Consider the following 25136-nt stretch of genomic DNA (forward strand, 5'->3'; position numbering starts at 1 on the left):
GCGATCTGATCTCAGGACTTTTGTTGCCGCTTTCGGGCAGTGCTGTTGGCGAGGCGATAGCTCTCGCCGTTCATCTCGAGGATGCTGACGTGGTGTGTCAGCCGGTCGAGCAGTGCGCCGGTGAGGCGCTCGGAGCCGAAGGTCTCGGTCCATTCATCAAAGGGCAGATTGCTGGTGATCAGGGTCGAGCCGCGCTCGTAGCGTTGCGAGATCAGTTCGAACAGCAATTCGGCACCGGTCTTGGACAGCGGCACGAAGCCCAGCTCGTCGATGATGAGCAGCTTGTAACCGGCCATTTGCTTCTGAACGCGAAGCAGGCGGCGCTCGTCGCGGGCCTCCATCATCTCACTGACCAGGCTCGCGGCGGTGGTGAAGCCAACAGAGAGCCCCTTTTGGCAAGCTGCCAGTCCGAGGCCAAGGGCAATGTGCGTCTTGCCCGTGCCACTTGGGCCGAGGGCAATGACGTTCTCGCGATGGTCGATCCATTCACACCGCGCCAGTTCCAGCACCTGCATCTTGTTGAGCTTCGGTATGGCGCTGAAGTCGAAGCTGTCGAGGCTTTTGACAGTGGGGAATTTGGCGGCCTTGATGCGGCGTTCGACCATCCTCCGCTCCCGGTCGATCAACTCCAGCTCAACAAGCCGGGCGAGGTATCGGACATGGTCCATGCCTTCGGCCGCGCATTGCCGGGCCAGCTTCTGATGTTCCCGCAGAAACGTCGGCAGCTTCAGCGCCTTGAGGTGATGGGCGAGCAGGATTTCCGGGACATCGTTCATGCCGCGTCCTCCGCATTGCCTGACAACAGCCGCATGTAGGAACCGGCCTTGGTCTTCTCGACCGTGGCCTTGGGCAGATAGGGATAGCAGTCCAGGTCCAGTCGGGCCGGACGGCGTTCTACACGACAAAGCAGCAGGTGCTTTACGGCGTCAAAGCCAATCGCGCCCATCTGAAGCGCCTGCTTCACCGCGGCATGCAGATCAGCCAGGTCGAAAGTTTCCAGCAACCGCAGGACCTGGACGTATTCGCGTCGGCCATGCCGGTTCATGCGGGCTTCCATCAGACGGCGCAACGTGGCGAATTCCTCGGGAAGCTCCCAGCCGTGCAACGGCGCGGCCTGGTCGAGTGCGTTGATCTTTTGCTCCAGCAGCGGCAGGTAGTGGATCGGATCGAAGATGAATTCTTCGCGGTCCCAGCACCGGGGATGGTGGGCAATGACCTCGCCCCGACAGCCGATCACCACGTCGTGGACATAAGCCCGGATCCAGACATCCTGATGACCATAAGCAACCGGCACCGAGTAGTCGTTGGTCTTGTAGCGCACCAGACACTGGGACGAGACGCGGCCGGTGTCTTGGTCGCAGGCGTCAAAGGGTGACGCAGGCAAGGATCGCATCTCTGCCAGATCGCGTTGCAACCGCTCGCCGATTGTTTCGCTTTCGCCGCGCAGGACATCCTGCTGGCGCTTGCGGCATTGCTCTTCCAGCCAAAGGTTGAACGCCTCCCACGTCGGGAACTCGGGGAGCGGCACCATGAAGTTGCGGCGGCAATAGCCCACCAACCCTTCGACATTCCCCTTGTCGTTCCCTTTGCCAGGACGGCCGTAGCGGTCCCGGATCAGGTAATGCGACAGAAAGCCGCTGAACAGGACGGCCCGCTTACGGGTGCCATCGGGCAGGATCTTCGCCACCAGGCATCTGTCATTGTCATAGACAATCGACTGGGGGACCGCCCCAAAGAAGGCAAAGGCGTGGATATGGCCATCCACCCAAGCCTCGGCCACAGCCGCCGGATAGGCGCGGACGTAACAGGCGTCGCTATGCGGCAGGTCCAGCACGAAGAAATGCGCCTTTTGCTCGACACCGCCAATCCTGACCATCGCCTCGCCGAAGTCGGCCTGCGCATGGCCCGGAGGATGCGCCAGCGGCACGAACACTTCCTGGCCCCGCCGTTCCCGCTCCCGGATGTAATCCTTGATGATCGTGTAGCCGCCGGTGAACTCGCATTCGTCACGCAGCCGGTCGAACACCCGCTTCGCGGTGTGCCGCTGCTTGCGTGGCATGGAGCGATCCGCCTCAAGCCAGCCCTCGATGATCGGGACGAAAGGATCAAGCTTCGGCCGCCTGACCTCGGCCGTCCGCCGGTAGCCCGGCGGCACCGAGAACGTCATCATCTTCGCAACCGTATCACGGGAGATGTTGAAGGCCTTCGCCGCCTGACGCTGGCTCATGCCCGCCGCGCAGGCCTGGCGAACCCTGAGATATAGTTCCACGCTGAAAATCCTCGCACCCTCCCTGCTGTCGCAGAAAGGGAAAGGGTGGACGACTTTTACGCCGCCCGCAGCAGCTCCATGCCGCCGCTTCCGTGGACTAATTTCTCACTGCCGTTCTCACTTTGGATCTAGAATTTCAAGATCCTTCTCAGGACGATCTAACATTTCATCGTGCAGGTTCTGATACAGCACATGATATGCCGCCTCCAGAATCTGTCTCGTGTTACGATAGTTGCGCTGAATTCTACGTCTCCGGCCTCCGATGTCGATTCCAGCTTCCGGAAGGACACGATGCTTGGGCAGGATGTGCTGAGCGATATCCCCACACAGGAAGATATCATTGGGGCCGGTCGGGACCAATTGCCTCAAGATCGAGAGCTCCATTGTCCCAAAGTCCTGCGCCTCGTCGATAACAACCTTCGTGAAGCGATCTGAGAGCTTGTCCTTATAACGCAACAACGCGGTGGTCAGCCCCAGGTAGTCAATGACCCCAACGTGCTCCATCTTCTGCTCCCAGCTTTCCAAACCCTTCAGGATAGCTCTGCGCCACTCCTCTTGTATCGGATGCGTGCGGCCCAGCCGCTGCGTCTTTTTGGCGAAGGAATAGTCCATTCTCGCATCTGGAGGCAGCGCGCTGCGAATCCAGTCAAACTCCTCGCGAAGATACGCTTCCGAATTGATGCCTTGTGCGCAAAGGCTCCGATGTATCGGCGTGAGCACCTCGGCCGTTCGGGAGTTTGTCCAGCAACGGTAGTACTCCCTGAACACCTCATCGATGTGTTCATTCAGCTTCCAAGAGACGGCATCGTAATAATGCAATCTGTCGGGTTCAAACTCACAAAGCAGCTCCTGGCACAACTCGAAAAACGATGTCACCTTCACACGCGCCCGCAATTCCTCAGCATCCGCCGCTGCGTCTACCAGTTTTGAAATTAGGCCCGCGAGACTCCGGTTTAACGTCACTAGGAGAACCTTTTCATCTTCGCTGAAGCCAGCGAGCCGGAGTGCACGACGTACCGCAATGCATGTTTTGCCAGAACCTGAAACACCGGAGAGCTGTGAAGCGCCTTGGAAGTCCTCGTTAACAATTCTTTCCTGTTCAGGATGCATGAACAGCATCCACTCAAGATGGGAGCCCTCGAGGGAGAAGCGTTTCAGCCACTCGTCATATTCTTTAGAGCCAACAACAAGACGCCTGATCGTGTCGCCGTTCTTGACTGCGAGCACCTCCGACATCTCGCTATTCTCAATCGTTTTGGTTCGACCCAAGAATTCATCAAGCCGAAGTTCGGCGTTCTCGACATCATCCGCGGCCAAATGGCAGAGAACGTCCTGAACGAGGTGCCGCCTGCAGGTCGCCGAGATTTCCTGACAGATCACGTTGATTTCGTTTGCCGTCACGGCTCCATCGAGCTGACTCAATTTCAGGACGGTTCTTGGCGTTACATTTTCCAGGAGCTCATCGAGCCGAGGTAAGGGCAATTTTTCAATGATCGGTCCTTCAGAGGGTCGAGGCGAGGGAGACAAGACGACGCCTTGTTCAGGAGTAGATTTGTAAATCGTCCGAAGGGTCCCAGCCTCCTTATCGAAGGCCACCTCAAGCCCCCTGTTTCTGTTCAGCCAGTCCTCACAGGAGGCATGGTTTCCGACAAACAGCAGCACTACGAACTTGTTGGCCTGTTGAGTAATCAGCCGAAAACCATCGCCAAGGTCGAATTTCACACATGACTTGATTCTGCTCTCACCATGGTTGGTAACACGAAATCTCTTCAGATCATCCAGTCCGCTGTAATCAATTGCCTCAATAATGCCGGTGGCTTTCTCATACCGCTTCCTATTTTGCCCTCCAAGTTTAAATAATTTGTGGAGAGATGCGTCAAAATCCTTGTGACGAAGAAGTGCAACGCTCTGCTTTACTGATTTTTCTTGCTGAAATTGTTTAACCATCTGTCAATCTCATTAGACTTTTCGTTATGTTCACGCCATTTGTACCAAAATAGTAGGATGCAGTGCTCCTTCTGCATGGAACGTTCGGTGCAATGCGGCGCTCGATTTAATCGAATGCAATGAACAGACCGGTGATGTAGGTTTGGTCTGCGCCTCGCCCTACTCGTCCCGCGTATATCGGTAGACCTCGTAGAGCCGCGCCGAAACTGCTTCTTTGACGCGGAGAATGAGCTATGGACCAGCTCTGGGCCATCACCTCGGCGGCGCTGCAGAGCTGTTCCCTGATTTTAGCCGCCGCGAATTTGCAGTTGACTTCGGCCTTCCGGCAGTCACTGGCCCCTCGTTTCGCCCGCCCTTTTTTACGTCGAGTCACTTTGCGGATGTGTTCGCTGAGGTTTTCGTAGGCGCCGCGCTCAACGACACTCGCGGTGAAAATCCGCTAGGCACGCCGCTGACGGGGGCGGTCATAGTGGTGGGAGACATTTGGTACCTTCTCTGAAACCTTTCGCTTACAGGATGATCAAACTAACATAACACGACAAGATAATAGTCTTCTGAATCACGTCGTATGGTGTTAATTGGTGGATTTATTGTGAACCTTGGCCAGTCTCGTGCCTTTCGGAGAAATCAGCTTTACCATAATAAGGAACAATCGCCGTTATAAGGAGGTACTGTCTTCCTCGATTTTTACCGAAATTATCATGTTTCTCACCCGTACCAAGGGATCGTTTCTCCCAGCCACATCGATGCTTGCTGTCTCAAGAACTTTGTTTTGTCCTGTAATCTGAAACTTGCCTTGGATCCCCTCTGAAGCACCAAGCCCATGATGATGGGGGTAAAGAAGCGTCAGCCGCGGTGCTTTATAAAGATGAGCGTAGGCCATCATCTGATAGATATCTGCCTGTGAAACACCTTGTTTCGGATCGTCAACTCGAGGCGAAATCATCTTCCACTTCGTATCAATGACATGGACGACATCAGCGCCGCGGAAGATCAGGATATCGGGTTTCGTCTGAAACACCCCTCGCCCGTCTTCCTGCGCAGTCAGACAGTAAAGCCTTCCACCTTGCAGCCTCACATCAAGCCCGGTGCCGGCAAGGGCCTGCTTAACCTGTCGGCCGACATACTCCTCGAACAGCATGTTCATCTCGAACAGGAGTGCTGTTCCTTGCCCTGAACCCGTGCTGGTCGTTTGATAGCGATTGCGGAGAAACAGCTGCGCCATTCCCAACAAGTCCTGCCAGGTCCGGTTGGTTCGGTCTATGACCACCTCGCTCCAGCCCAGAGCAAATACCGGCACCGTCGATATGTCAGCATAGACAAAGGCAAGCTCGCGCAGTCTTTGGAGGTTTGCGGCACTGCGCGACATTCTGGATAGATGTGTAACGGTTGCCTTCATGATGCGGTTCAGCGCGATGTCCTCTGACAACTCGTCGAAGCGACAGGCGAGACGGCTTGGATTTGCCACATGGCGGGTGAATTGGCGCGGGAGGTCTAGCGTGCCGCGCAGGGCGCGAAGGTCGTCCTCTTGCGCGAGGTATCGTCGCAGCATGCCACGCCGAACCGCTTCAGTGAGCTTGTCGCAGAAGATCCGGATCAGGATCTCGAGAAGCGTTTCCTGCTGCCAAGCCAGATCCGTCAGCCGCCCTGTCTCGATCTTCAGATCAAGTGCTATGGCAAGCATGTGCACAAGGCGCTTACGAATTTCACCGCGCTCCTCGGCCGATCCTTCAACTGCTTCAACATCGATCTTCGGGAGGATCTCCAGGCTGCAATCCTCAGCGGAAATGACGCCCACTACCCCACGCGCGCGCAAGGCATGCCGCTGATCCTCCAGTACACCACTCTCACCTCGGCCTGCAAAGGTTGACCTCTGCGCAGCAGCCACCAGGCGAGATGCAAGATGTGCAGGAATGCAACCTGGCCCCTCGCCGTGAGGCAGCGACCTATATTCAAGCACGCTGAAAGCGGGCATCAGGCTTCGAACTCAGCGAAGTCGAAACCTCCGTGTCCACTGCTGTCCCGCTCCGCCTTGACGCGCCAGCGTTGCCGGGGACCGGCGAACGAGTCGCTTTCCATCCCTTCGGGCGCAGTCATGTCCTCGCGCACGAGGAAGCGTGGCTTGTCCTGCTTCGTATCGCCAAGAACGGCAGCAACTTTAGACCAGTCTTCATAGAAGTACTCGGCCAACAGGGGGATGACCTTGTGGCGCATGACGGCCTCGACATCGTCCCGTGTTGCGCAGCCGGTGAAATAGGCATGACCGATCTGATGCTCGCGATCGAAGAGATACTCGATCCGCTCGTTGATTGTGCGTAGCAGCTTCTGCAGGTTGATACCTTCAACATTAGCAGCCAGCACAGTCGGGTCCGGCATCAACTCGCGAAACGTGAAACGGCGGCGCAGCGCGGTATCCAACAGCGCGATGGATCGGTCCGCGGTATTCATCGTGCCGATGATGTGAAGGTTTGCGGGCACGCCGAAGGACTTCTTGGAATAAGGCAGCGTCAGCCGAATTTCATTTGTCACTCCCAGGCGCTTGTCTGGCTCCAGCAGGGTTATCAGCTCGCCGAAGACCTTTGAGATGTTGGCGCGGTTCACCTCGTCGATGATCAAGACGTGGTCGCGCGCGCCTTGGCCGACAGAAGGCGCCTTGATTTCCGGAACAAGCGTCTCAAGCTCGTCCCAGTCTACGAGCGACTGGTCCAGTTTGTAGACCGAATGTTGTCTGAATGGGTTCGGATAAATGCGGCTCCGCTCGATCCCCGCCTTGTCATGCCAAATCCACTCCACACCTCGGCGGTGGGGATGAAATGAAGCATCCGCCTCATAGAAGTACTCGCCGGTCACTCTGCCGAACGCCCGGATCCGGTCGCGGCCATCCGAGACGACGACGTAGTCTCCCACCTGCATGTCTGATCGGAACGACCAAGTGATCACCACATTGCCGTTGTGCCCGTTCGCTTCAGGCTCCTTTCGAGCCCGCCACTCGGCTAGAATTTCGCTGAGCTCATCGTAGCGCTCGTCGGACCAGTCGATATCTCCGCCCCAGCCAACATGGATTAGGCCAGTCTCCAGACCGAAACGTACCCGGTCCTCTTGGGTATGCCGCCGGCCCAAAGCCACCTTGAATACCCGAGCAGAGCGGTCCAGCCGTCCCGGTGTGTTCTCCTGCCCTGCATCTAGCCGGGCTCGCTCGCTGATGCGCTTGAAGACGCCGTCGTAAGGCTTCAGGCGGAAGCCCGTGCCACTTTCAGTTATTGCGAGATCGTTGTCTTCGCCGGTATCAGGCCGCAATCCTTCGACGAACTCCTCGTAAGACATGGATTGGTGGAAGGTTACGAATTCGATCCGACCTTCGCCAGCAAGGCGGCGATATTCGGTCATCAGGGCATTGCGGTCATCGCGCAACGGTTCGGCCGAGGTCTCGCCCAAGCAAAGGCGCACCGCCTCCCAAGCCGTGGCGTAGGTCTTGCCGGTGCCAGGGGGGCCGTAAATGATCAGGTTTGTTGCTGAAGGCAATGAGATTTCCATTGGGTCTGTCACGATCGCGGTCTCCGCTTGCCCTTGGAGCTTGTAGGTGAAGATGGTTGAGCTACTGGGGTTAGGCAGCGTGTGGATAGGCGGCGGCACTTGGGCTAACTGCTGAAGTTTTCTGCCCTCGAGCACTTGGCAGATATTAGGAAATGCATCTTGAAGACCCATTGCCGCGGCAAGTTCGCTCGCCCGGATAGAAACTGTAGTGGCACCCAGTTCACGTGCGGGTTCAATGAAGTAGTTTGCTGCGCACAGACGTATACGGTCAGCGTCACCAATCATGTAATCAAGTTTGGGAGGTGCGAATGGTCTGTCGTCCTCATCCACAATGATGAAACCAGCGTTGTGAAGCAGGGTGACTGGTCCGGTCGGCTTGTTCCATCCACCATGCACATCATGCGCCTTTGTTTCCGTGGCAAAGCCGAATATAGGCTTGGTCGGATAGACTCGTCTCTTGCGTACCCGCGTTGACCTCACCCAGTACTTTGCCGGGCTGCCAAAATCCTCGAAGAAATCCTTTTGTTCTCCTCGGGCGCGATACCTGTCGAAGGCGTCCATTGCGGCTTCGACATACCCACGGGACAGGTCGCCAGAGCCGGAGCCCAAGCCCTTGCGGAAAACCTCGTATCCCAGCTCCTCCAGTCTGGCAAAGGCTTGCGTCTCGCCAAAGCCGTTGAAGAATTCCTTGGCAGACAATGCACGCCCGTCCGGCAGATAACCCAGCGCCGCAGCCACAGTTGCTTTGGCTGGATAGGACTGGCTGCCCGTCAAGCTCTTAACCCAAACCTGCGGACGAACGAAGCCTCCACGTGCCAAGAACGTACTGAGCCCAAGGGCTTCGCAGTCGCCCATCGCAGCGTCTATCTCTTTGCGGGTCAGGAGGCTGAGCAATGCTTGGAGTGAGGCGAGACCTGTGGCGACCGCTGTCAAAGAACCGTCTTCCTTCCAGTGGTCGCCATGGCTGTTACCGTCGATGACAACTCCCGCTGCTGTGCTGATACTGCTGAAGACATGATCCACTGCGAACCGGAGCAGCGCTGGGTTATCGTCCGGGACGAGGACGCCAGATGAGACCAGATGATCACGTTCGTGCGATTTCGTTTAACAGTGGGAGAGCCCTCGCGCATTGCGGTGGACCCTGCCCGAACCAGGAAACCATCCGGAACGCGCTTCCCGAATGCCAAGGCTTGTTCCTTTCGGATCACCAGCCATTCTTCTTCCTCAGTCATACAGTACCCTTCTCCACTGCAACGCTAGGCAGCGCACATAACGTATTGACCAGCCGCATCTGCTCGACGGTCTCGCATTTCGTCTCGCGCAGACCGGGATTGCCAAACACCAGCGCCAGCCCCTTGGCTCGTGAAACCGCCACGTTGATCCGATTGAGCGAAAACAGAAACTCCATTCCCCGAGCGGTTTCATCAGCCGATGAGGCGGTCATCGACACCAGGCAGACCGGCGCCTCCTGACCTTGAAACTTGTCCACCGTGCCGACGCGAATGCCTCTTGGCAGCGCATCGCCCAGAGCGTTGACCTGTGCGTTGTAGGGAGCAACGACGATGATGTCGCTCACGCGCAGGGGACGCGTGGTGCCGTCCTTGTCAGTCCATGTACCCTGCAGCAGTTCGGCTGTGGCTGCCCGGACGGCGGCGACTTCCTTAATGGCGATCTGGGCATTGCCTTCATGTAATACTGGCAGCCAGAAGGCTCCGGCGCTTGGAAAGCACGTGCCGGCCACACCCTGTCGTTCGGCGTCAGGATGGCTCTCCAGCCGGCCCTCATAGACCTGATCCGAGATGAACCGGCAGACCTCCGGATGCATCCGCCGCGAGATGGGCAGGAAGATGCCCCGGTCAGCCGGAACGGTTGAATGATCTCCCAGCATCCACTCGAGGCAGGAGAGGTTCGCCGGCTCGGGATGTGATCCTTGAATGACCTGGGGCAACTGACGTGGGTCGCCGACCAGCACGATGTTGCGCGCAGCGCGGCCCATGGCGGCCATATTGGCAAGACCCACCTGCCCCGCCTCGTCCACGAACAGCCAGTCGAAGGCCTGCACGTTTTCGTCCCTGGCAAAGAAGAACGCCGTGCCGCCGACCACGTCGCCACCCGCTGCGGCCTGGGCGTTGTCGGTGGTGCGCAGGATCGGGCAGTTGTCCGGATAACCGTCTTCGCCACCCGAGACCTTATGGACCAGGTCGGGCGTGCTCGGCAGATCATTATCCTCGAGCGCGCTCAGGCAGCCCATCAGCACATTGCGGATGGCTTCATGGCTGTTCGAAGCCACGCCGATGCGTGCGCCCTTTCGCACAAGCGACAGGATCGTTCGCGCAGTGACGTAGGTCTTGCCAGTGCCGGGTGGTCCCTGGATCGGCAGCACGGTTTCATTCATCGCCCCGACAGCCGCAATGCTGCCTGCAACCGGATCACTTCCACCCAGCAGGTCAGCGCTGGGTCCGGTGCTCAGTCGTGGAGCCGCACGCGACAGGAGATCATCGACGGCCCCATAGGTCCGGGGGCCACATTGGTCCGCGACCACGTCGCGCACGGCCTCTGCGATTACCTTGGTGTCAAGCGGCCAGTCCGGGTGCAGTGTCAGCCGGTCGGCCAGCAGATGGTTCTTGCCCGGTCCCGCCTTGATCGTGACCTGCCGGGCCCTGCGGTCCATTTCCTCGATGGTGACAGAGACAGGCGGTCCGTCGAACACCGGGACTGTCGCCTTCTTTCCGGTTCGCAGTTTCGTCTCCTGAGAGGGAAAGCGATAGTGACGTGCAAAGGAGCGCTTGATCGGCTCCACAGGTCCGATCGCCTCTAGTCCGGCCAAGGCATCAAGATCGTCTATCAATTCGTCCTCATCCTTGGCGGTACTGTCGAATACGGCCCACTGCGCGGGCTTGACCTCGCGCTTGTGGAAGAGACCTAGGTTGAACAGCATCGCTTGCCGGTCCTCGGGCAGTCCCGAAGCGGCGAGATTGGCCCGCAGAGCTTGTGTCTCGGCATCTTCCTCCGCCTCCTTTGCGCCTGCGTCAGCACTCCACTGGGGCCAAGGTCCAGCAGGCCGGATGCCGACAAGCCAGTTCCGCAGCTCCTCGGTGGAGATGCAATCGATGCGGTTATAATCCTCGATCTCATCCAGGACGTGCTGGTCGGCTGTCTGGCGCCAGCGCTCGTAGGCGACGACTGATCCACCGGCGGTCTTGACCTCCCCCTCTCGCGTACGGCCATAAAAGACCTCCATCGACTTGATGGAATAGTTTGGCTCTGACGCGATCAGCCCGCCGCGCACCACTGCGAAGAGATCCACGAACCGTCGCTCCCGCAGCAGCCGGTCAAGAAAGGCTTCTCCAATCCCGTATTTCGTGGTCAGGCGGCGCAGGGCAGTGATCTCGTACGGGGCGTAGTGGTAGATACGCGCGCCCGGATGCCTCTCGATCCCTGCGCGGAAGAACTCCAGCAGGTTGGACATCGCTTTAGCTTCCGCATTGTGGTCATGGGCCCAGAAGGCGCGGAACTGCCCATCGCACCAGACCCCGTGCAGGTATTCCAGGCCACCCTCGACATGAGGATAGCCCTCGATGTCATAGAAGATGTCGCCGGCGCTGGGTTCCGGCAGCAGGTCGAAGCCCCTCCCCGGCTCAGGCGCGCGCAGCTGATAAGCGGGCTTTCCTGTCTTGCGGTCGTGCTGCAGGCGCGCCTGGGCGACGAGGCGCTGTCGGGTGCTTTCTGCTACACCGCGGACCGGCTGATCGAGACTGCCCAGCGCCGCCATTGTCGTGATGCCCGCCGCTTCCAGCTTCTTCACCAGCGTGCGACTGACACCCGCTACACCAAACAGACTGTCCTCGGCCTTCCAGACGGTTTCGCAATGCGCCGACCAGCGACACAGGGCGCAATCGGCTGTCGGAACGGGACGCGTTGCGCTGGGCGCAGCCACGAAGTCTTCCAGCCGTTTCCGTGCCATTCGGGCATAGGCTGCGTAGTCGGCCAGCCGCAATGTGGCGCGCTCTCCGGTTCCCAATTCGACATGAGCATCGTCGGGCATCACGCCTTGAATATCCGCCAGCATGTCGGAGTAGAGAACCAGCTGCAGGACATGCTTGGGGTACGGTCGTCGCTTGAGCTTGGTGTCTGCCACCTCGTAGCTGAAGGGACCCAGCGCCGAGGGACGATCAACCCGCAGCAGGAAATCCGACCAGCCGCCCAAGTTCCCCGACAGGAATGCTCCCTGGAACACGACCTCGGCGCCGTCTGCCAGTGCCTTACGCGTTGCAGCGGCATCTTGTGCCAAAGTCCCTCGCGCGATTTCGACAACGTGTCGGCCCGATGCCTTCAGTCGTTCCAGATGTGCAGCCTCATGCGCGTCACCCTGCTTTTGCAACAGCGAGGCGTCCTCGCTATCCGTGCCTGGCTCCGGCCCTTCGCCGCGAAGGTGCATCAGGTCCAGCGAGGTCGCATGGGCGCAGCCCATGAACCGCATCAGGTCGGTTGCTGAAAGGAGGATGTTCCCGTCTACGTTCCGCATGGGCTACCCAATCCTCAGTGAGCGCAACCCAGTAGGAATCGTCACGATAAAGGCTAATCTCCTCAGCATTCTACGCTCTGTCAATGCTTGCAGCCATAGCTTACTTCGCCAGCATTCTGTGACACGCGCGCTGTCTGGATTGTTTCGCCCTTCGCGCTTGTAGCTCAACGAGAGCGATTGCAAGGTCGGGTCAAAACAGGTGCCAAGTTGATGCTCATGCAAGACGACAAATCGCTGCGGGAAATACGGTCGTTCCTTACCGCGATCACCGGACGCATTCTGCAGCTTTCTGACCACAAGGCCGGTGTAGCCCTGGGTGCGGCGACCAGCACGCTAGCAGGTACAACCGCAGCCAGCACAATCATGGGCATCGTAGGTACGCTTGGAAGCGCTTCCACCGGTACGGCACTTGCAAGCCTGGCGGGCGCGGCCAAGACCTCCGCGACGCTATATTGGATCGGCGGCATCGCTGGAGGCGGAGCTGCGGCCGGTGCCGTTATCGTTGGTGCCGGAGCCATAGGCGCCGGGATTTATGGTTCGCGGAAAGTCAGACGTGCGCTGCTTGGGCAGACCCGTCGCGATACCCTTTCGGAGAGGGAACAAGAGGTCGTTCTTGCCATCACCACGCTAGTTCAGGCAATCGACGAAACGCTGGCCTCTAGGCGTGAGCTCGCGCGCAGGGAACTGGAACTCTTTTCCCGTATAGGGATCACACCTCTTCGAGAGGCCGTCCAGAAGCGGCTCGCTGACGGAGCCTTCTCAGAGTTGACGACCTACAACCGAGTTCGGCTGCGCGGCCACCTCAATAATCTGGAAGCTCTGCAGGGAAGATTAGCGCTATGACGCGTCGCAGTGCAGCGGTCACATTGGCGATCACGCTCGGCCAGGTCCTTGCCGGACGGCGCAATGGATGGAGCGAAGATCAGGAGCTGGTGCTGTCGGCCTTGCGCCGGTCCACGAAGAAGCTGGCCGACGCCGATGAGGACATGCTCGCAAGCTACCTGTCCGGTCTTTCGCCAGAGCAAATGCGCGGCGTGGTTTCGAATGTGAAGGGGATTTACCACGAATTATTGGTCGCTCGTGCTGAGAACATCGACGGGGATGATGTATCGGCCTGCTTGTTCGACACAACGAACCACCCTGGGGCAGACATCGAGTTCATTTTGGACGGCGACGTCATTCGCGACGTGCAGCTAAAAGCAGTCCAGACGCCGGATGCAATCATGGATCACCTCGAGCGGTATCCCGACATCGAAGTTTTGGCGACAAGCGAGGTTTCTGCGGTGCTGGGCGGCATCTATGGTGACCAAGTGATGACGTCCGGGTTCAGCAACGAAGCGCTTACCGAGGAAACCCGAAGAACGCTGGAGACCTTGGCTGGTGAGGATATCGGCGATTTTCTCCAAGATGGACTTCTGGTGTCGCCTCTCATCGGTGGCGCCCTTGTTGCGCGCTCTGCCCTCGAAGGTCGTCTGCCCAGCAGAGCCGAAATGAAGTCGGTACTGGAATTGGCTGGTATCAGTGCAGGTGCTGCCTTTGCAGTCGATGCGTTGCTTGACCTTGTTTGAGGGTCAGGACCTCAGCCCGTGCCCAGTCGACCGCTAGACTAGATTTCAGGGATGAGAGTGTCCGGCAATCTTCCTGGTGTACCTGCAGCTGGATCGGTGATGCTCTTTGCTGGCCCAAAGCGCATCACAACCCCGGAATAACCTGCCAGCGGCCGTCGTATTGACCGCATCGGCCACGACCGTCCACAAGGAGGTCCTGCTGTAACGGTGTCACCATGACTCAGCTCGTCCAGCCCCGCCTTGTGAACCCGCCCGATGGGGATCCTGGCGTTTATCTCGACTTCCGTTTCGGTCGCCGTGCCGTCCTTTTCGACCTCGGCAGCCTTGAGCCCCTGACGCCCCGAGAACTTTTGCGCGTCAGTCATGTCTTTGTTTCGCACGCCCACATGGACCACGTGGCAGGCTTTGATCCCCTCCTCCGCCTGCGCCTCAACCGGCCGCGCCCCCTGACAATCATCGGCCCAGCGGGGTTCGTGCGCCAGACCGAAAGCCGGCTCGGCGCCTTTAGCTGGAACCTCTTGAACGCGACGTCCGTCGACTTCCGCCTCGCGGTCCAAGAATTTGACGGCCAGCGCCTCTCGGCAGCAGCCGAGTTCCGCGCCCGCGACGGGTTTCGCCGCCGGGACCTGCCGCCCCCTGTAATTGGCGATGGCCTGGTCCTTGCCGAGGACAATCTCGTGGTCGAGGCGGTGGCGCTGGACCACGGTGGCATCTCCACCCTTGCCTTTGCCCTACAGGAAAGCCTTCGCATCAACGTTCGGCGGGCCGCACTTGAAGAACTCGGCGTGCCGGTCGGCCCCTGGTTGGAGATCGCCAAAGCCGCTATCCGCACGGGCGCCCCCGACGAGCAACGCATCGCGGTACCTCAAAAGGGCGAGATGCCCCTCGGCGAGCTCCGCGAGCGTGTCGTTCATATCGAACCAGGGCAGCGCGTTGCCTACGTCACTGACGCGGCGGACACTGTTGAGAACCGAGGAAGGATCATTAGTCTTGCCCGTAGAGCCGATCACCTGTTCATAGAAGCCGCCTTTACGGACGCTGACAGCGACCGTGCTCGTGTCACGGCGCACCTGACTGCCCGCGCCGCCGGAGAGATTGCGCGAGCCTCTGGCGCACGTCGTGTCATCGGCTTTCACTACTCGGCCCGCTATGCTGGATCATCCGAGCGCATCTCCGCCGAACTTGCCGCAGCGCTGGACCCCCAGGCACCTCGCGAGGTCATCGGGGAGCCCAACACCGAGGAGGAACAACCGGACTGGGTGGAACAATGGCACAGCAATGGCCTCTCGACCGAAAGAGCCCTCGCCCGCTTTGACAGCCTACCAGGCGTCGAGATGGAGGAACTGACGGGTACCTGGCGGGGCTCGGAACTGCCCACTGGCCATCCGCTCGACGGCCTTCTCGAGAGGTTCGGCTGGCAGGGAAAGCGCTTCGAGAGCAAGGAGCGCGTTCACCCCCTGATCTTCCACCCCGGCATTGCGCTCGATCCCAGCCGTTTGCCCCTGTCGGTGGCCCTGCGCTGGCCCCGCCTCGCCCGGAGCATTCCCGCGCGTGCTGGTTTTGCCTTTGTCCGCAGAACTCTGCGTGCACGTGGGCCTTCGGCAAGCTTGGCGCGCATCGAGTTTCGGGACTGTCTCAGCACCGCCATGATCTACGACCGCCAGCCGATCATCGACCACTTCCGCCGCATCGACGACAGCCGCTTGCTCGGGCTGATGCAGGTCCGTTCGGTACCGCCCTACTTCTTCCTGTTGACCGCTGAGAAGTGATGGACTCTGGGGTCCGACGGCCCCACCTCCATCGCAATGCCGGGTCTGTCTCACACCGGTGCAGCGGGCGACAAGCACGCCTCGTCGCTTAGTCCTTGTAGGGGTCGAACTCGTCCCCTCCGGCCATTCTCAACCCAAACGGTAGCTCTCTGCGTTATGGCTATTCTTTTGTACAATTACTCGCGCCAAGCGCAGTCTGATGTTCTACGTTCCTACTCCATGCTGCAGCCAAACTAACAGACCTCGTTGTTCCAGATCAGTTATGTAACTGATTGAAACGTCGATCTTACGTCTACGTCTGACGGTTGAAATCTTGGCACACGAAAGGATCGACCAAGGACAATCAGCGCGCACGTGAACTGAACGCGTCCGGAACCTGTGCGAAAGATCAGGTTTTCACAGGCCCAGGCCCCAGTTTAGTTATGCGTGTACATAATGAGTGACTTGGATGTTTTCCCATGAGCCAGAACCAGCAGCAAGCCGACCTTCGGCCGTTTGTCTCAGCGAAAGACCTGACGATGATCCTTTCCGCTATTGGCGCTTATTCTCACAATATTGAATATCGCGATCTGCAGGATCGGTTGCAGCATCAGGCCGTGTCGTGGGGTGTTGTCAGGACCTGCTAAGCTGACCTGGGACGCGCAAGCCTAAGTGGTTAAGGCCCTCCTAAAAAGAGACGAAACGGTCGGAGGTTCCATGTTGGATAATAAGCAGATGGAGCATCTAGCGGAGTTTAACAAAGCTCCGCAACAAGCCGCGTATCAACAACCAGGGATGCTGAACCTGTGCCGGCCTCAACTCCAGCACGATGAAAAAAACCGGCTCAGCTGACTACCGTTCAGATGATTAATGCCAGAACTCGTAAAGCGTGACGTGAGAGGTTTGCCATGTTTGTGAAAAAGTCTTCAGCCCCCCGCATTGTGACGGTTGATGACGGACGTGTCCTGAGCGCCGCGGATCTTCCGGATGCGGACACACGCTGGGTAGCCAGTCGAAAGCAGACGGTGGTTCTGGCCGTGAGCCATGGCCTGATCAGCCGAGACGAGGCACTAAGGCGCTATGGGCTTTCTTCTGAGGAGTTCGATGCTTGGTGCCGCGCCAACACTGCTCATGGAAAGGCGGCGCTGAGGGTCACGGCCTTGCAGAAGTACAGACGGTCACAAGTCCATACGGCACCTGAAAGTCGCATCGGCTAACCACCCAGGAAGGCTCGGATGGCCAGTGCTTGCCGATGGCAAGGCAGGCCTCCTGCCGGGTCTGGCGGATCATGGAAAGATCGTTCACGCGCATGGCCCATGTCTGCCCGCACGACCCCGAAGCCTCGTGTGCAAGATGCGTCAGGTTACCGAGTCCCGATAGGTCAGGGCCGCCTACAATAAGGAGGTTTGAACGGTGCGAGTTTTGGGTTTAGTCCCGGCCACCTTTCCCGCCACCGTTCCCATTGCCACCGCCGTTTCCGCCTCCGCCGCCATTGCCATTTCCGCCGCCATTGCCATTGCCGCCACCGTTGCCATTGCCGCCGCCGTTTCCGTTTCCACCACCGTTCCCATTGCCGCCGCCGTTCCCATTGCCACCGCCGTTCCCGTTGCCGCCACCGTTTCCGCTGCCGCCATTGTTGCCACCGCCGTTTCCGTTACTGCCACCGTTCCCGTTACTGCCGCCGTTGCCGCCACCGTTGCCACCGCCGTTTCCGTTTCCGTTTCCGCCACCGTTCCCGTTACTGCCGCCGCCGCCCGCGCTGCCACTGCCGCCATTGCTGCTGCCGCCGCCCGCGCTGCCACTGCCACCATTGCTGCCGCCGCCGTTTCCACTGCCGCCCGCGCTGCCACTGCCGCCATTGCTGCTGCCGCCGTTTCCGCTGCCGCCCGCACTGCCGCTGCCGCCGCCAGTGCCTCCGGGGTCGCTGGATATACCGTCGCCAGCGCCTCCTTTGCTGCTCCCGCTGTTGCCTTCGGTGCTATTCCTGACGCCAGCCAGATTGCGGCTGTTCGAGGTTCGCAGCCATTCGTTGTTTCCTCCGCTTGAGGCCGCCCGTCTGCGGACACCAGAGGTCGTTTGCGGCACCTCATTACCGCGGCCCGCCCCATTGGCCTGGACGGGTGCCGGCGTTTCTCTCCTCGTAGCGACAGCCTTGGGCTTTGGAGGCGCTCCTTGGCCGCCCAGCCACAGCTCCAGGTAGCCCTCCTTCGGAGACGGCGTAAAGCTGACGAAGTCCCGCGCCTGAGTGTTCAGCGAAGCTGCCAGTTCCTCGGCTGCCGCCCGATCCTGCGGGTGATAATACCGGACATGCGTCTCACCGATCGTGAAGGGTGTCGATGCTTCCTCGGGCGACCATCCTGTTTCCGAGAGCCGCGTCATCGTCTGATGCCGCCGCTCGCCCGCAAGACGCTCCGGGACATAGACGGCCAAGCGCATGGTTGGCTTTTCCGCATTCGACAACAGCAGCTGAGGGCTGGCATCCGACGCCGGCACCGGGGGACGGGCAAGCTGTGGCCGTGACACAAAGGGTGCCTGTTTGGCCTCCCCGGAAGCCGAGTCGAGTGCCATTGTGGCCATCTCGGGGCTCGTCCCGGAGCCGGGCTGTTCGGAAGCGATAGGACGTGCGGCAATCGCTGGCATGCTGGGCGCAGCAGCCGCTGTCGCTAAGGCAGGCAGCTCCAGTCCACGAGATGACGGGGCAGACAACACGTCGAGTGATGCAAAGGCAGTCTCTTGTGCATCGGCAAACGGTACAACGCCACGGCCTGGAGACCAAGTCGCCAAAGGCGGCGCCGTCACCGGTGTCGCATAGGAAGGCGCAGCATCCACGGAAGGACCAGCCGCGGAAACAGGCAGATCACCGCGGCTTTCCAGATCGATACCGCTGTTGCGGATGGCGCCAATGCTGACAAGGGAGGCGCCTGCCAGGCCGCCAATCACCAGCCCCAACAGCATCGGAGGCACACGACCGCCAAAAGGGGTCTTTCCCCTTATCTGCGCCAAGGCCGCAAGAACCTGACGCGAACCAAAGAAATAGGGTATGGGGCCTGCGGCTTCTGGCTGCTCGTCTTTAAAAGCGCTTATGAGTACCGGCGCGGCTGGCGTCGGTACCATGATAGGCAGGTCGGCGCGTTCGGAAGGCCTGACGCTTCCGCGTTCGGCCGCCTGCTGCTGCTCTGCCGCACGCTGCCGCAGCACTTCCTCTCGCTTTGCGCGGGCAGCCGCTACCCGTTGTTTCCATTCTTCGGGATTATAGGGCAGTAAGTTGGCAACCGGAGCATCAGCAGCAGGCTGGTGCTGCGGTTCTCGCGCAGGCTGAACCATAACTGTACCACCTAAATGCGCGCCGTTCTGACGCGTCTGCATCCATAAATACCACCTCCGGACCCGATCTACAAAGCCGAGAGGATCTGACGGTTGCGGACCGGCGGTTATTCGCAGGACAGTTGCGGGACGAGTGGGGCCGGTGATTGAACGGGCATGTAGCACATTTTGTAGGATACGATTACGCCTGGGGTCCTCAGTACCATGCTCGTGTCTCCGCTCACGAGCATTGTCATCCCTCATCTGCCGCACGCAGTGAGCAGCGCAAGACACCTGTCTGCCCAGACGCTGTAAGGACCCCGCGGCCAAAATCGGTCTGCCGATGCCAAGGCCGGATCCTTACCGGCGCAGAGTGCGTTGGCAGTGGTACTGACAGATCGTCTTGCCGATCCGGTCCAACCATCGCAAAGAAACGTGTGGGACTCGTCATGAAGCTGTTCATTCACGGGGTACCTGACACAGGCTATATGTGGACCCCGCTCGTGGAAGCGCTGGATCTCTCACAGGACAGATGCGCTGGTGCCCTTGGGCGGATCATGGTGAACCGCCATCACACCTCTAGCTAAGCGCAAAAGGCTCGGCGTGAAAGGATCGGCACTCTTTGGAAATCGTCGCGCCTCTTAGCACCGTCACTCAACCATTGCGTTGACGCGTTAACCAACTGCACACTGCGAATGTACTTGGTCACGCCCTCACATGTTTAACGGAATGCTCGGATGGTTTCGAAAGCATTTACCCCTCGTCTTGCAGCACATAGCCCGGCGCTGGGGCAGAGCCGGACGTCTCGCCGAGGATCACTGCCAAGTCACTGTCCTCGGAAGAGACAGATGTCGTCATAAGTTACCTTGAGGAGGAACCCCAATGATACGTATCGCTCTAAGCGCCGCCCTCTTGGCGGCGGCGGCCACGCCGCTTGCCGCTCAAAATCGGATCGACGGGCAGGCGCCCAATGCCCCTGCTCTGTCACCTTATGGCAGCTATGCCGTCGGGGTGAGGCAGTTCGACTTGGTCAACAAGAACCAGATCAACATTGTCGCTATCGACCCCTCAGCCGAAGAACCCGCAGAGTTGCCGCGATATGACCGGCCGCTGACGGTAGAGATGTGGTACCCGGCCGCAACGGACTCGATCGGCGCTACATCCTTCAACACCTATCTACGCGACGGCGTAACCGAGGTCACCCTGGAAGGGCGCGCCATCCGCAATGCCGCGCCGCCCCCGGAGACGAACCCCTTCCCGCTTGTCCTGATGAGCCACGGCTACCCTGGCAATCGCTTCTTAATGTCCCATTTGGCCGAGAACCTCGCCTCGAAAGGATATGTGGTCGCCTCCATCGACCATACCGACTCGACCTACCGCGATCAGGGTGCCTTCGCGTCAACACTGGTCAACCGGCCGCTGGATCAGTTGTTCGTATTGGACGAGATGGCGCGGCTCAATGCGGACGCCAGTTCCGGAGTGGCCGGGCTGATCGACACGGACAACACGGGCCTGATCGGTTATTCGATGGGCGGGTATGGCGCTGTCGTGACGGCCGGCGGCGGCCTCAGCGAGAACGCAGTAGGTTTCGGCCCCCAGGACACGCTGGCCATCCACCGCGAGGGCAGTGAAACGCATGACGCCCTGCCCGATCCCCGCATCAAGACCGCCGTTGCCATCGGCCCCTGGGGCATGAATGTCGGCCTGTGGGATGCCGAAGGCTTGGCCGGGATCGAGATACCGATGCTGTTCATTGCCGGCTCGGACGATGAGACCTCGGGCTACGAAAACGGTATCCGCAAGATCTGGGAAGGTGCGACCAGCGTCGACCGCTCGCTGCTGACCTTCGAGGGTGGTGGCCACAATACCGTAGCACCGATCCCGGCCCCGATCGAAAGCTATGCCGCAGGCGTGTCCGGCCACTATACCGATCCGGTCTGGGACACGGTGTTCATGAACAATGTCGGCCAGCATTTTGTAACTGCCTGGATGGACATTGAGTTGAAGGGCAACTCAGCCATGCAGAGATATCTCGACCTCCAAGCGAATGGCAGCGACGGCGTCTGGTCGGTCGATGAAAGCGGTGCCTTCACGGACGATCACACCTATTGGTTCGGCTTTCCCGAAGGCGCTGCCGAGGGGCTCCGGTATGAGGTCCTGAGCGCCGAAGTGGCGCCGGTCCCGCTGCCAGCATCGGTTTGGCTGCTGGGGGTGTCAGTCGCAGGCCTTGGCGCTCTCCGCAGCAGGCGCAACAGGAAGGCGTGATTGTCCTTGTCTTAGTGGCATGGGATGCAGGTCCCGTGCCAATCCGCCATCAACAGATCCTTCCTGTTTCCAGTCTTAGCTCCGCCCCCTGCATTCGACCTGAGACCCCGCTCTTTTTGGGTCCTTCCCGGGCAGTCACGTATGCGGTGGGCTTTGTCCCGCACATTCTCTAGTTGCACCTCCAAAATCGGGGTTCGCACCCGGTTCGCGGTTCGCACCTGCCGCTCAAGGTCGGTGCCACTCGTTGCAACTGGCTGGAACAAGGCGGCAGGCCGACCGTTGAGCAAAACTCCCTGTTGGAACTGGCCCCGCCGTGACTGGCGGGGCGCTTTTCCTCTACAATTGGCCGCCAAGTCAGCCGGAGGATGCAGCCATGGATCTGGAGCGCGCGATAGAGATCGCAGCCGGTGCTCATCGTGGGCAGCGGGATAAGGCAGGAGAGCCGTTTATCCTGCACCCGCTGCGGGTAATGAACGCTTGCTCGACCAGGCCCGAGCAAATCGTGGCTGTGCTTCACGATCTGGTCGAGGACAGCGAGTGGACGCTCGAGGACCTGCGCAGGGAGGGTCTGTCAGAAGACTTGGTGGCCGCGGTTGACGCCATGACCCGGCGTGAGGGCGAGACCTACGTCGACTTCGTGGACCGCGCGGCGCGCAATCCCATCGCGCGGACCGTCAAGATCGCGGACCTGCGCGACAACCTCGACATGACCCGCCTCGCGGATCCCACGCAGTCCGATGTGCAGCGGTCGCAGAAATACGTAGAGGCGCTCAGGGCGCTGGGCATGTCGCCCGAGTAAAGAGGCGGAGCCTTCCGGCACGCCTTCTGGGTCTCAGCGCTCGCCCTTCCGCCAGTCCCACGGCAAGACGAACTCGCTGCTCCAGATCCCACGCTGCGCCACCCGGGCCACGACTTCCTCCGGATCATAGATGGGGCCGCCGTATTGCCGATAGGCGACAGCCCAGCCGCTCTCAACCATCCACGCGTTCAGGTTCTCTGCCCCTGCCCGGCAGATCCCGACGATCCGTCCATAGCGGTCCCTGTCCTGCTCTTCGCACCTGACCCCCCGCCCAGCGATGGCGGAAACAAGCGCTTTCTCGGCATCTGCCCCGCATGCCCAGTTCCGACCAGCGCGCCGGCATGTTTGTCCCGCTTCAGGTGCGTCGATACCGAAAAGCCGCACACGGGCTCCTGCCACGTCCAGCGTATCGCCGTCGATGACAGTGGCATTCCCTGCCTGCTGATCGGCCAGAGGCTCGCCGGTGATGACCTCCTGCAGCATCTCTGTCAGCGCTTGGCGCAGCTGCGGATTGCCATCTCCGATCAGGAACAGCGCAGCGACAAGGGCAATAGCGGCAAGCCAAACCTTTGGGCCTGCACGGCGCTTTGTTTTACGGCTCTTCTTCATGCCAGCGGTGTCTAACAGGCGCAGAGCATCGGCAATACCCAAGCGCTCACGATTGGTGGTCTACGGAGATGCGGCGATGTGGGCCCAGCGGCATCCATAGGGTGCAGATCTGAACAACAGTAGGCCCCGGTTGGCGGTGGGTCTCGAAAGGGGCGCCCAAACGGGATGGCTAAATGAGTCAGATAAGGCAGAGGAAAAGCTATAGGACATGCGAGCCGTACGGACGAAAGCGCATTGAAAGGCGATCTGGATGCGAGACCCGTCCCAAGGCCACCGGGAAATGAGAACGCCCGTCTATGCCTCACTTTCCTGTTCCGGTCTGCTAAACAGAGAGCTCCGCTTGATCCGGAATGACGCTCCGTCGTCGAGCGCTTCAGAGCACCTCGAGCTTCACGCGGCCGACACCGGTTGAAACGAGGCCAATGTCCTCTGCCGCTTCCTTGGAAAGATCGATCACCCGGCTACGTGCGTGAGGACCACGATCGTTAATCCGCACCACAACCGACTCGTCAGTCGCTTCGTTCGTCACGCGAACGCGCGTTCCGAAAGGCAGGGTCCGGTGAGCGGCGGTCAGATCGTTCATGTCGAAGGTTTCCCCGTTCGCTGTTTGGCGCCCGTGGAAGCCGGGTCCGTACCAGGACGCCATTCCGGCTTGCTGCTTCCCAGCAGAGCCGCCTTCGTGCGCCAAAGCGACGGGTACCATCGCTAAAGAAGCAATCGCTGCAATTGCAGCCCGGCGAATGAATTTAGGCTTGATCAAGGGTCACCTCGGATTGGGACATGTCTCGCTGTCAGGTGCCGTCTGGACGCTGACGGCTCCCGAGGCAATGAAAGCATGGCCGCGGTTCCACCCGCTCCCCGGTTCAAGCGAGACCTCGCCAAACGCACTAGTCGCGGCCGGCCGATATCCGCCACCCAGGGCAGGTCGTTAGAACGTTACGCGCAGCTCCCTTGACAGAATGGGCCCGAAACGACCTCGAGCGCGCCTCTTTCGAATGTGGTGAGGCCTTATGACACCCTATGATTTCACACACAGACTCGTGGCCTTCCACGCTGGAGGACAGCAACCGCTGCGGAGAACAGAGCGCTCAGGCTGAGGCACAGCTTGGCCTGACGCAGGCCGCCCGTGCCGCCATCCAGCGTAGACTCGCTGCGCGTGGCTATTACATAGCCCGCATCGATGCGGTCTTCGGTGCGGGGACACGGCGCGCGATAAGGGTTTGTCGCGGATCCCGGCCGACGCGAACCCGCCTGGATCGTTTCCCGGACTCGCCGCGTTAAACCCCATGCAGCCGCAAGTGCCCAATCCCGCCTCGACACTCAACTTTACCCGCCAAGGCTCGGGAAAGCCGCTACTCATGCTGCACGGCCTCGGCGGCAACATCGCCTCATGGGACAATCTTGCTGCCGATCTGGCGATGACGAACGAAGTCATTGCGCTGGATCTGCCAGGCCATGGCGCGTCGCCTGTGACGCCTGGCTCGCGCACCTTTGGTGGCATCGCCGATGAAGTGGCCGATTTCATCCGGGCCGAAGGTTTTGAAGGCATCGCTGCCGTCGGCATGTCGCTGGGCGGACGAGTGGTTCTGGAGATGGCCCGCCGCGGCCTTGTCGGCGCCACGGTCGCACTTGCCCCGGGCGGCTTCTGGAATGACAGGGAGCGGAAGTACCTTAAGGCGTCGCTCATTGCTGGTGGCAATATCTCGAGGATCGCCCGCCGCGCGCTTCCCGTTCTGACACGCTACAAAGTTGGTCGCGCTGCCCTTCTGGCACAGATATCAGCAAAGCCAGGACAGGTTCCGCAGGATACCGCGCTGCGGGAGCTTCGTTCCTTTGCAAGCACCCCGACCTTCAAGGACCTGGTGCGCGATCTGGCCGAAGGGCCGACACAGGAAGGAAGCGCGAGTACACCGGGGCCCGTGACGATCGTCTGGGGACGCAAGGATCGGCTGCTGCTGCCACGGCAGGCCGAGCAGGCGATGCAGGCGTTTCCCGAGGCGCGGCTCCACTGGGTGGATCAGGCCGGCCATTACATCTCATGGGACGCACCGGATGAAGCACTGCGTCTGAGCCGGCAGGGGATCGCGTCAACAGGCAGCACCACAACTGCCTGAAGCAGCCGGCTTCTGCGAACAGCTTCAAGCTCCCTCCCCTCTCGGGTTTTTATCTTAGTTTTCCTGATGCAGTGGGCGTTGTCGCGGGCATTTTCAGCTGCGGGTAGAAATCGGCGTCGCACCTAAGGTCTGCAGGTTCGTACCAGCCAGAGTGCAAAGGGCGAAACAGCAAAGTCCAGGGTCAGGTAAGCGCATCGAACGTAGCGGTGGCATTCCGAATAGCAAGGCCGGCCCCCTGACTACCGACCGCCTGAAAACACATCGCTCGGTACGTGGCCTAAGGCTACGACACCGTGTCCCCTGCCATCGCATCACTTTGCTCAGCCAATCAAGGCGCTTAGCAACGGACGGACCGCACCGGATGCATTAGGCTGCCCTGTCCGTTTTAGGCGCCACAGGCAGGTGGCAAACTTCACACGCACGAACCGACCGCCTGAAAACCCGTCGATCGGTTT

General features: G+C 60.0%; 19 protein-coding genes. 10 read left to right on the plus strand and 9 right to left on the minus strand.

The window, feature by feature from the left end; translation table 11 throughout:
• Positions 1 to 11: 11 nt before the first annotated feature.
• The 3 genes from istB to LZ585_RS08965 form a co-directional block, all read right to left on the minus strand.
• Positions 12 to 776 carry an IS21-like element helper ATPase IstB gene (istB, locus tag LZ585_RS08955; RefSeq protein ID WP_234853208.1) on the minus strand — a complete coding sequence of 255 codons (765 nt, stop codon included), beginning with the start codon at positions 774 to 776 and terminating at the stop codon, positions 12 to 14.
• Positions 773 to 2269 carry an IS21 family transposase gene (gene istA / locus LZ585_RS08960; protein WP_449301138.1) on the minus strand — a complete coding sequence of 499 codons (1497 nt, stop codon included), beginning with the start codon at positions 2267 to 2269 and terminating at the stop codon, positions 773 to 775. Before istA ends, istB begins: the two co-directional genes overlap by 4 nt.
• 117 nt (positions 2270 to 2386) lie before the next feature.
• Entirely contained in the window at positions 2387 to 4216 is a 1830-nt protein-coding gene (locus tag LZ585_RS08965; RefSeq protein WP_234853248.1) for a UvrD-helicase domain-containing protein, read from the minus strand.
• A gap of 226 nt (positions 4217 to 4442) precedes the next feature.
• Here LZ585_RS08965 and LZ585_RS08970 point away from each other — a divergent pair, with 226 nt between their 5' ends.
• Complete coding sequence (locus tag LZ585_RS08970) at positions 4443 to 4715, plus strand: hypothetical protein (RefSeq protein ID WP_234853249.1); 273 nt, start codon at positions 4443 to 4445, stop codon at positions 4713 to 4715.
• 159 nt (positions 4716 to 4874) lie between these two features.
• Here LZ585_RS08970 and LZ585_RS08975 read toward each other — a convergent pair whose 3' ends face one another.
• The 3 genes from LZ585_RS08975 to LZ585_RS08985 form a co-directional block, all read right to left on the minus strand.
• Positions 4875 to 6104: an McrC family protein gene (locus tag LZ585_RS08975; RefSeq protein ID WP_234853250.1), complete on the minus strand. Its 1230-nt coding sequence runs from the start codon at positions 6102 to 6104 to the stop codon at positions 4875 to 4877.
• Positions 6105 to 6190: 86 nt separating this feature from the next.
• Positions 6191 to 8773 carry an AAA family ATPase gene (locus LZ585_RS08980; protein WP_234853251.1) on the minus strand — a complete coding sequence of 861 codons (2583 nt, stop codon included), beginning with the start codon at positions 8771 to 8773 and terminating at the stop codon, positions 6191 to 6193.
• A 205-nt stretch (positions 8774 to 8978) separates the two neighbouring features.
• On the minus strand, positions 8979 to 12275 hold the full coding sequence (locus LZ585_RS08985) for a TM0106 family RecB-like putative nuclease (protein WP_234853252.1): 3297 nt from the start codon (positions 12273 to 12275) through the stop codon (positions 8979 to 8981).
• A gap of 216 nt (positions 12276 to 12491) precedes the next feature.
• Here LZ585_RS08985 and LZ585_RS08990 point away from each other — a divergent pair, with 216 nt between their 5' ends.
• The 5 genes from LZ585_RS08990 to sciP all read left to right on the plus strand — a co-directional run bounded on the left by LZ585_RS08990 (position 12492) and on the right by sciP (position 16808).
• Entirely contained in the window at positions 12492 to 13118 is a 627-nt protein-coding gene (locus LZ585_RS08990; RefSeq protein ID WP_234853253.1) for a hypothetical protein, read from the plus strand.
• Positions 13115 to 13843 carry a hypothetical protein gene (locus tag LZ585_RS08995; protein ID WP_234853254.1) on the plus strand — a complete coding sequence of 243 codons (729 nt, stop codon included), beginning with the start codon at positions 13115 to 13117 and terminating at the stop codon, positions 13841 to 13843. Before LZ585_RS08990 ends, LZ585_RS08995 begins: the two co-directional genes overlap by 4 nt.
• 215 nt (positions 13844 to 14058) lie before the next feature.
• Positions 14059 to 15612 (plus strand): GXWXG domain-containing protein, encoded by a 1554-nt coding sequence (locus LZ585_RS09000; RefSeq protein ID WP_234853255.1) that lies wholly within the window; start codon positions 14059 to 14061, stop codon positions 15610 to 15612.
• Between the two features lie 458 nt (positions 15613 to 16070).
• Positions 16071 to 16238 carry a hypothetical protein gene (locus LZ585_RS09005; protein WP_234853256.1) on the plus strand — a complete coding sequence of 56 codons (168 nt, stop codon included), beginning with the start codon at positions 16071 to 16073 and terminating at the stop codon, positions 16236 to 16238.
• 261 nt (positions 16239 to 16499) lie between these two features.
• Positions 16500 to 16808 carry a CtrA inhibitor SciP gene (sciP, locus tag LZ585_RS09010; RefSeq protein ID WP_234853257.1) on the plus strand — a complete coding sequence of 103 codons (309 nt, stop codon included), beginning with the start codon at positions 16500 to 16502 and terminating at the stop codon, positions 16806 to 16808.
• Positions 16809 to 17019: 211 nt separating this feature from the next.
• Here sciP and LZ585_RS09015 read toward each other — a convergent pair whose 3' ends face one another.
• Positions 17020 to 18957, minus strand: coding sequence for a hypothetical protein (locus LZ585_RS09015; RefSeq protein WP_234853258.1), 1938 nt, complete (start codon positions 18955 to 18957; stop codon positions 17020 to 17022).
• Positions 18958 to 19776: 819 nt separating this feature from the next.
• Here LZ585_RS09015 and LZ585_RS09020 point away from each other — a divergent pair.
• Positions 19777 to 21159 carry a poly(ethylene terephthalate) hydrolase family protein gene (locus LZ585_RS09020; RefSeq protein WP_234853259.1) on the plus strand — a complete coding sequence of 461 codons (1383 nt, stop codon included), beginning with the start codon at positions 19777 to 19779 and terminating at the stop codon, positions 21157 to 21159.
• Between the two features lie 373 nt (positions 21160 to 21532).
• A complete protein-coding gene (locus tag LZ585_RS09025; RefSeq protein WP_234853260.1) occupies positions 21533 to 21958 on the plus strand; it encodes a phosphohydrolase in 426 nt (141 codons plus the stop codon).
• Between the two features lie 33 nt (positions 21959 to 21991).
• Here LZ585_RS09025 and LZ585_RS09030 read toward each other — a convergent pair whose 3' ends face one another.
• A complete protein-coding gene (locus LZ585_RS09030) occupies positions 21992 to 22567 on the minus strand; it encodes a thermonuclease family protein (RefSeq protein ID WP_234853261.1) in 576 nt (191 codons plus the stop codon).
• 373 nt (positions 22568 to 22940) lie between these two features.
• Complete coding sequence (locus tag LZ585_RS09035) at positions 22941 to 23327, minus strand: septal ring lytic transglycosylase RlpA family protein (protein WP_234853262.1); 387 nt, start codon at positions 23325 to 23327, stop codon at positions 22941 to 22943.
• A gap of 260 nt (positions 23328 to 23587) precedes the next feature.
• Here LZ585_RS09035 and LZ585_RS09040 point away from each other — a divergent pair, with 260 nt between their 5' ends.
• Positions 23588 to 23848, plus strand: coding sequence for a peptidoglycan-binding domain-containing protein (locus LZ585_RS09040; RefSeq protein ID WP_234853263.1), 261 nt, complete (start codon positions 23588 to 23590; stop codon positions 23846 to 23848).
• Positions 23849 to 23853: 5 nt separating this feature from the next.
• On the plus strand, positions 23854 to 24681 hold the full coding sequence (locus LZ585_RS09045) for an alpha/beta fold hydrolase (protein WP_234853264.1): 828 nt from the start codon (positions 23854 to 23856) through the stop codon (positions 24679 to 24681).
• Positions 24682 to 25136 lie beyond the last annotated feature (455 nt).

The sequence above is a fragment of the Paracoccus everestensis genome (assembly GCF_021491915.1).
GTDB lineage: Bacteria > Pseudomonadota > Alphaproteobacteria > Rhodobacterales > Rhodobacteraceae > Paracoccus > Paracoccus everestensis.

Coding starts and splice junctions, on each gene's coding strand:
- LZ585_RS09025 (WP_234853260.1), top strand. CDS start 21,533: ATGGATCTGGAGCGCGCGATAGAGATCGCAGCCGGTGCTCATCGTGGG.
- LZ585_RS09045 (WP_234853264.1), top strand. CDS start 23,854: ATGCAGCCGCAAGTGCCCAATCCCGCCTCGACACTCAACTTTACCCGC.
- LZ585_RS08990 (WP_234853253.1), top strand. CDS start 12,492: ATGCAAGACGACAAATCGCTGCGGGAAATACGGTCGTTCCTTACCGCG.
- LZ585_RS08985 (WP_234853252.1), bottom strand. CDS start 12,275: ATGCGGAACGTAGACGGGAACATCCTCCTTTCAGCAACCGACCTGATG.
- LZ585_RS08995 (WP_234853254.1), top strand. CDS start 13,115: ATGACGCGTCGCAGTGCAGCGGTCACATTGGCGATCACGCTCGGCCAG.
- LZ585_RS08970 (WP_234853249.1), top strand. CDS start 4,443: ATGAGCTATGGACCAGCTCTGGGCCATCACCTCGGCGGCGCTGCAGAG.
- LZ585_RS09005 (WP_234853256.1), top strand. CDS start 16,071: ATGAGCCAGAACCAGCAGCAAGCCGACCTTCGGCCGTTTGTCTCAGCG.
- LZ585_RS09020 (WP_234853259.1), top strand. CDS start 19,777: ATGATACGTATCGCTCTAAGCGCCGCCCTCTTGGCGGCGGCGGCCACG.
- LZ585_RS09015 (WP_234853258.1), bottom strand. CDS start 18,957: ATGCAGACGCGTCAGAACGGCGCGCATTTAGGTGGTACAGTTATGGTT.
- LZ585_RS09040 (WP_234853263.1), top strand. CDS start 23,588: ATGATTTCACACACAGACTCGTGGCCTTCCACGCTGGAGGACAGCAAC.
- istB (WP_234853208.1), bottom strand. CDS start 776: ATGAACGATGTCCCGGAAATCCTGCTCGCCCATCACCTCAAGGCGCTG.
- LZ585_RS09030 (WP_234853261.1), bottom strand. CDS start 22,567: ATGAAGAAGAGCCGTAAAACAAAGCGCCGTGCAGGCCCAAAGGTTTGG.
- LZ585_RS08965 (WP_234853248.1), bottom strand. CDS start 4,216: ATGGTTAAACAATTTCAGCAAGAAAAATCAGTAAAGCAGAGCGTTGCA.
- sciP (WP_234853257.1), top strand. CDS start 16,500: ATGTTTGTGAAAAAGTCTTCAGCCCCCCGCATTGTGACGGTTGATGAC.
- LZ585_RS09000 (WP_234853255.1), top strand. CDS start 14,059: ATGACTCAGCTCGTCCAGCCCCGCCTTGTGAACCCGCCCGATGGGGAT.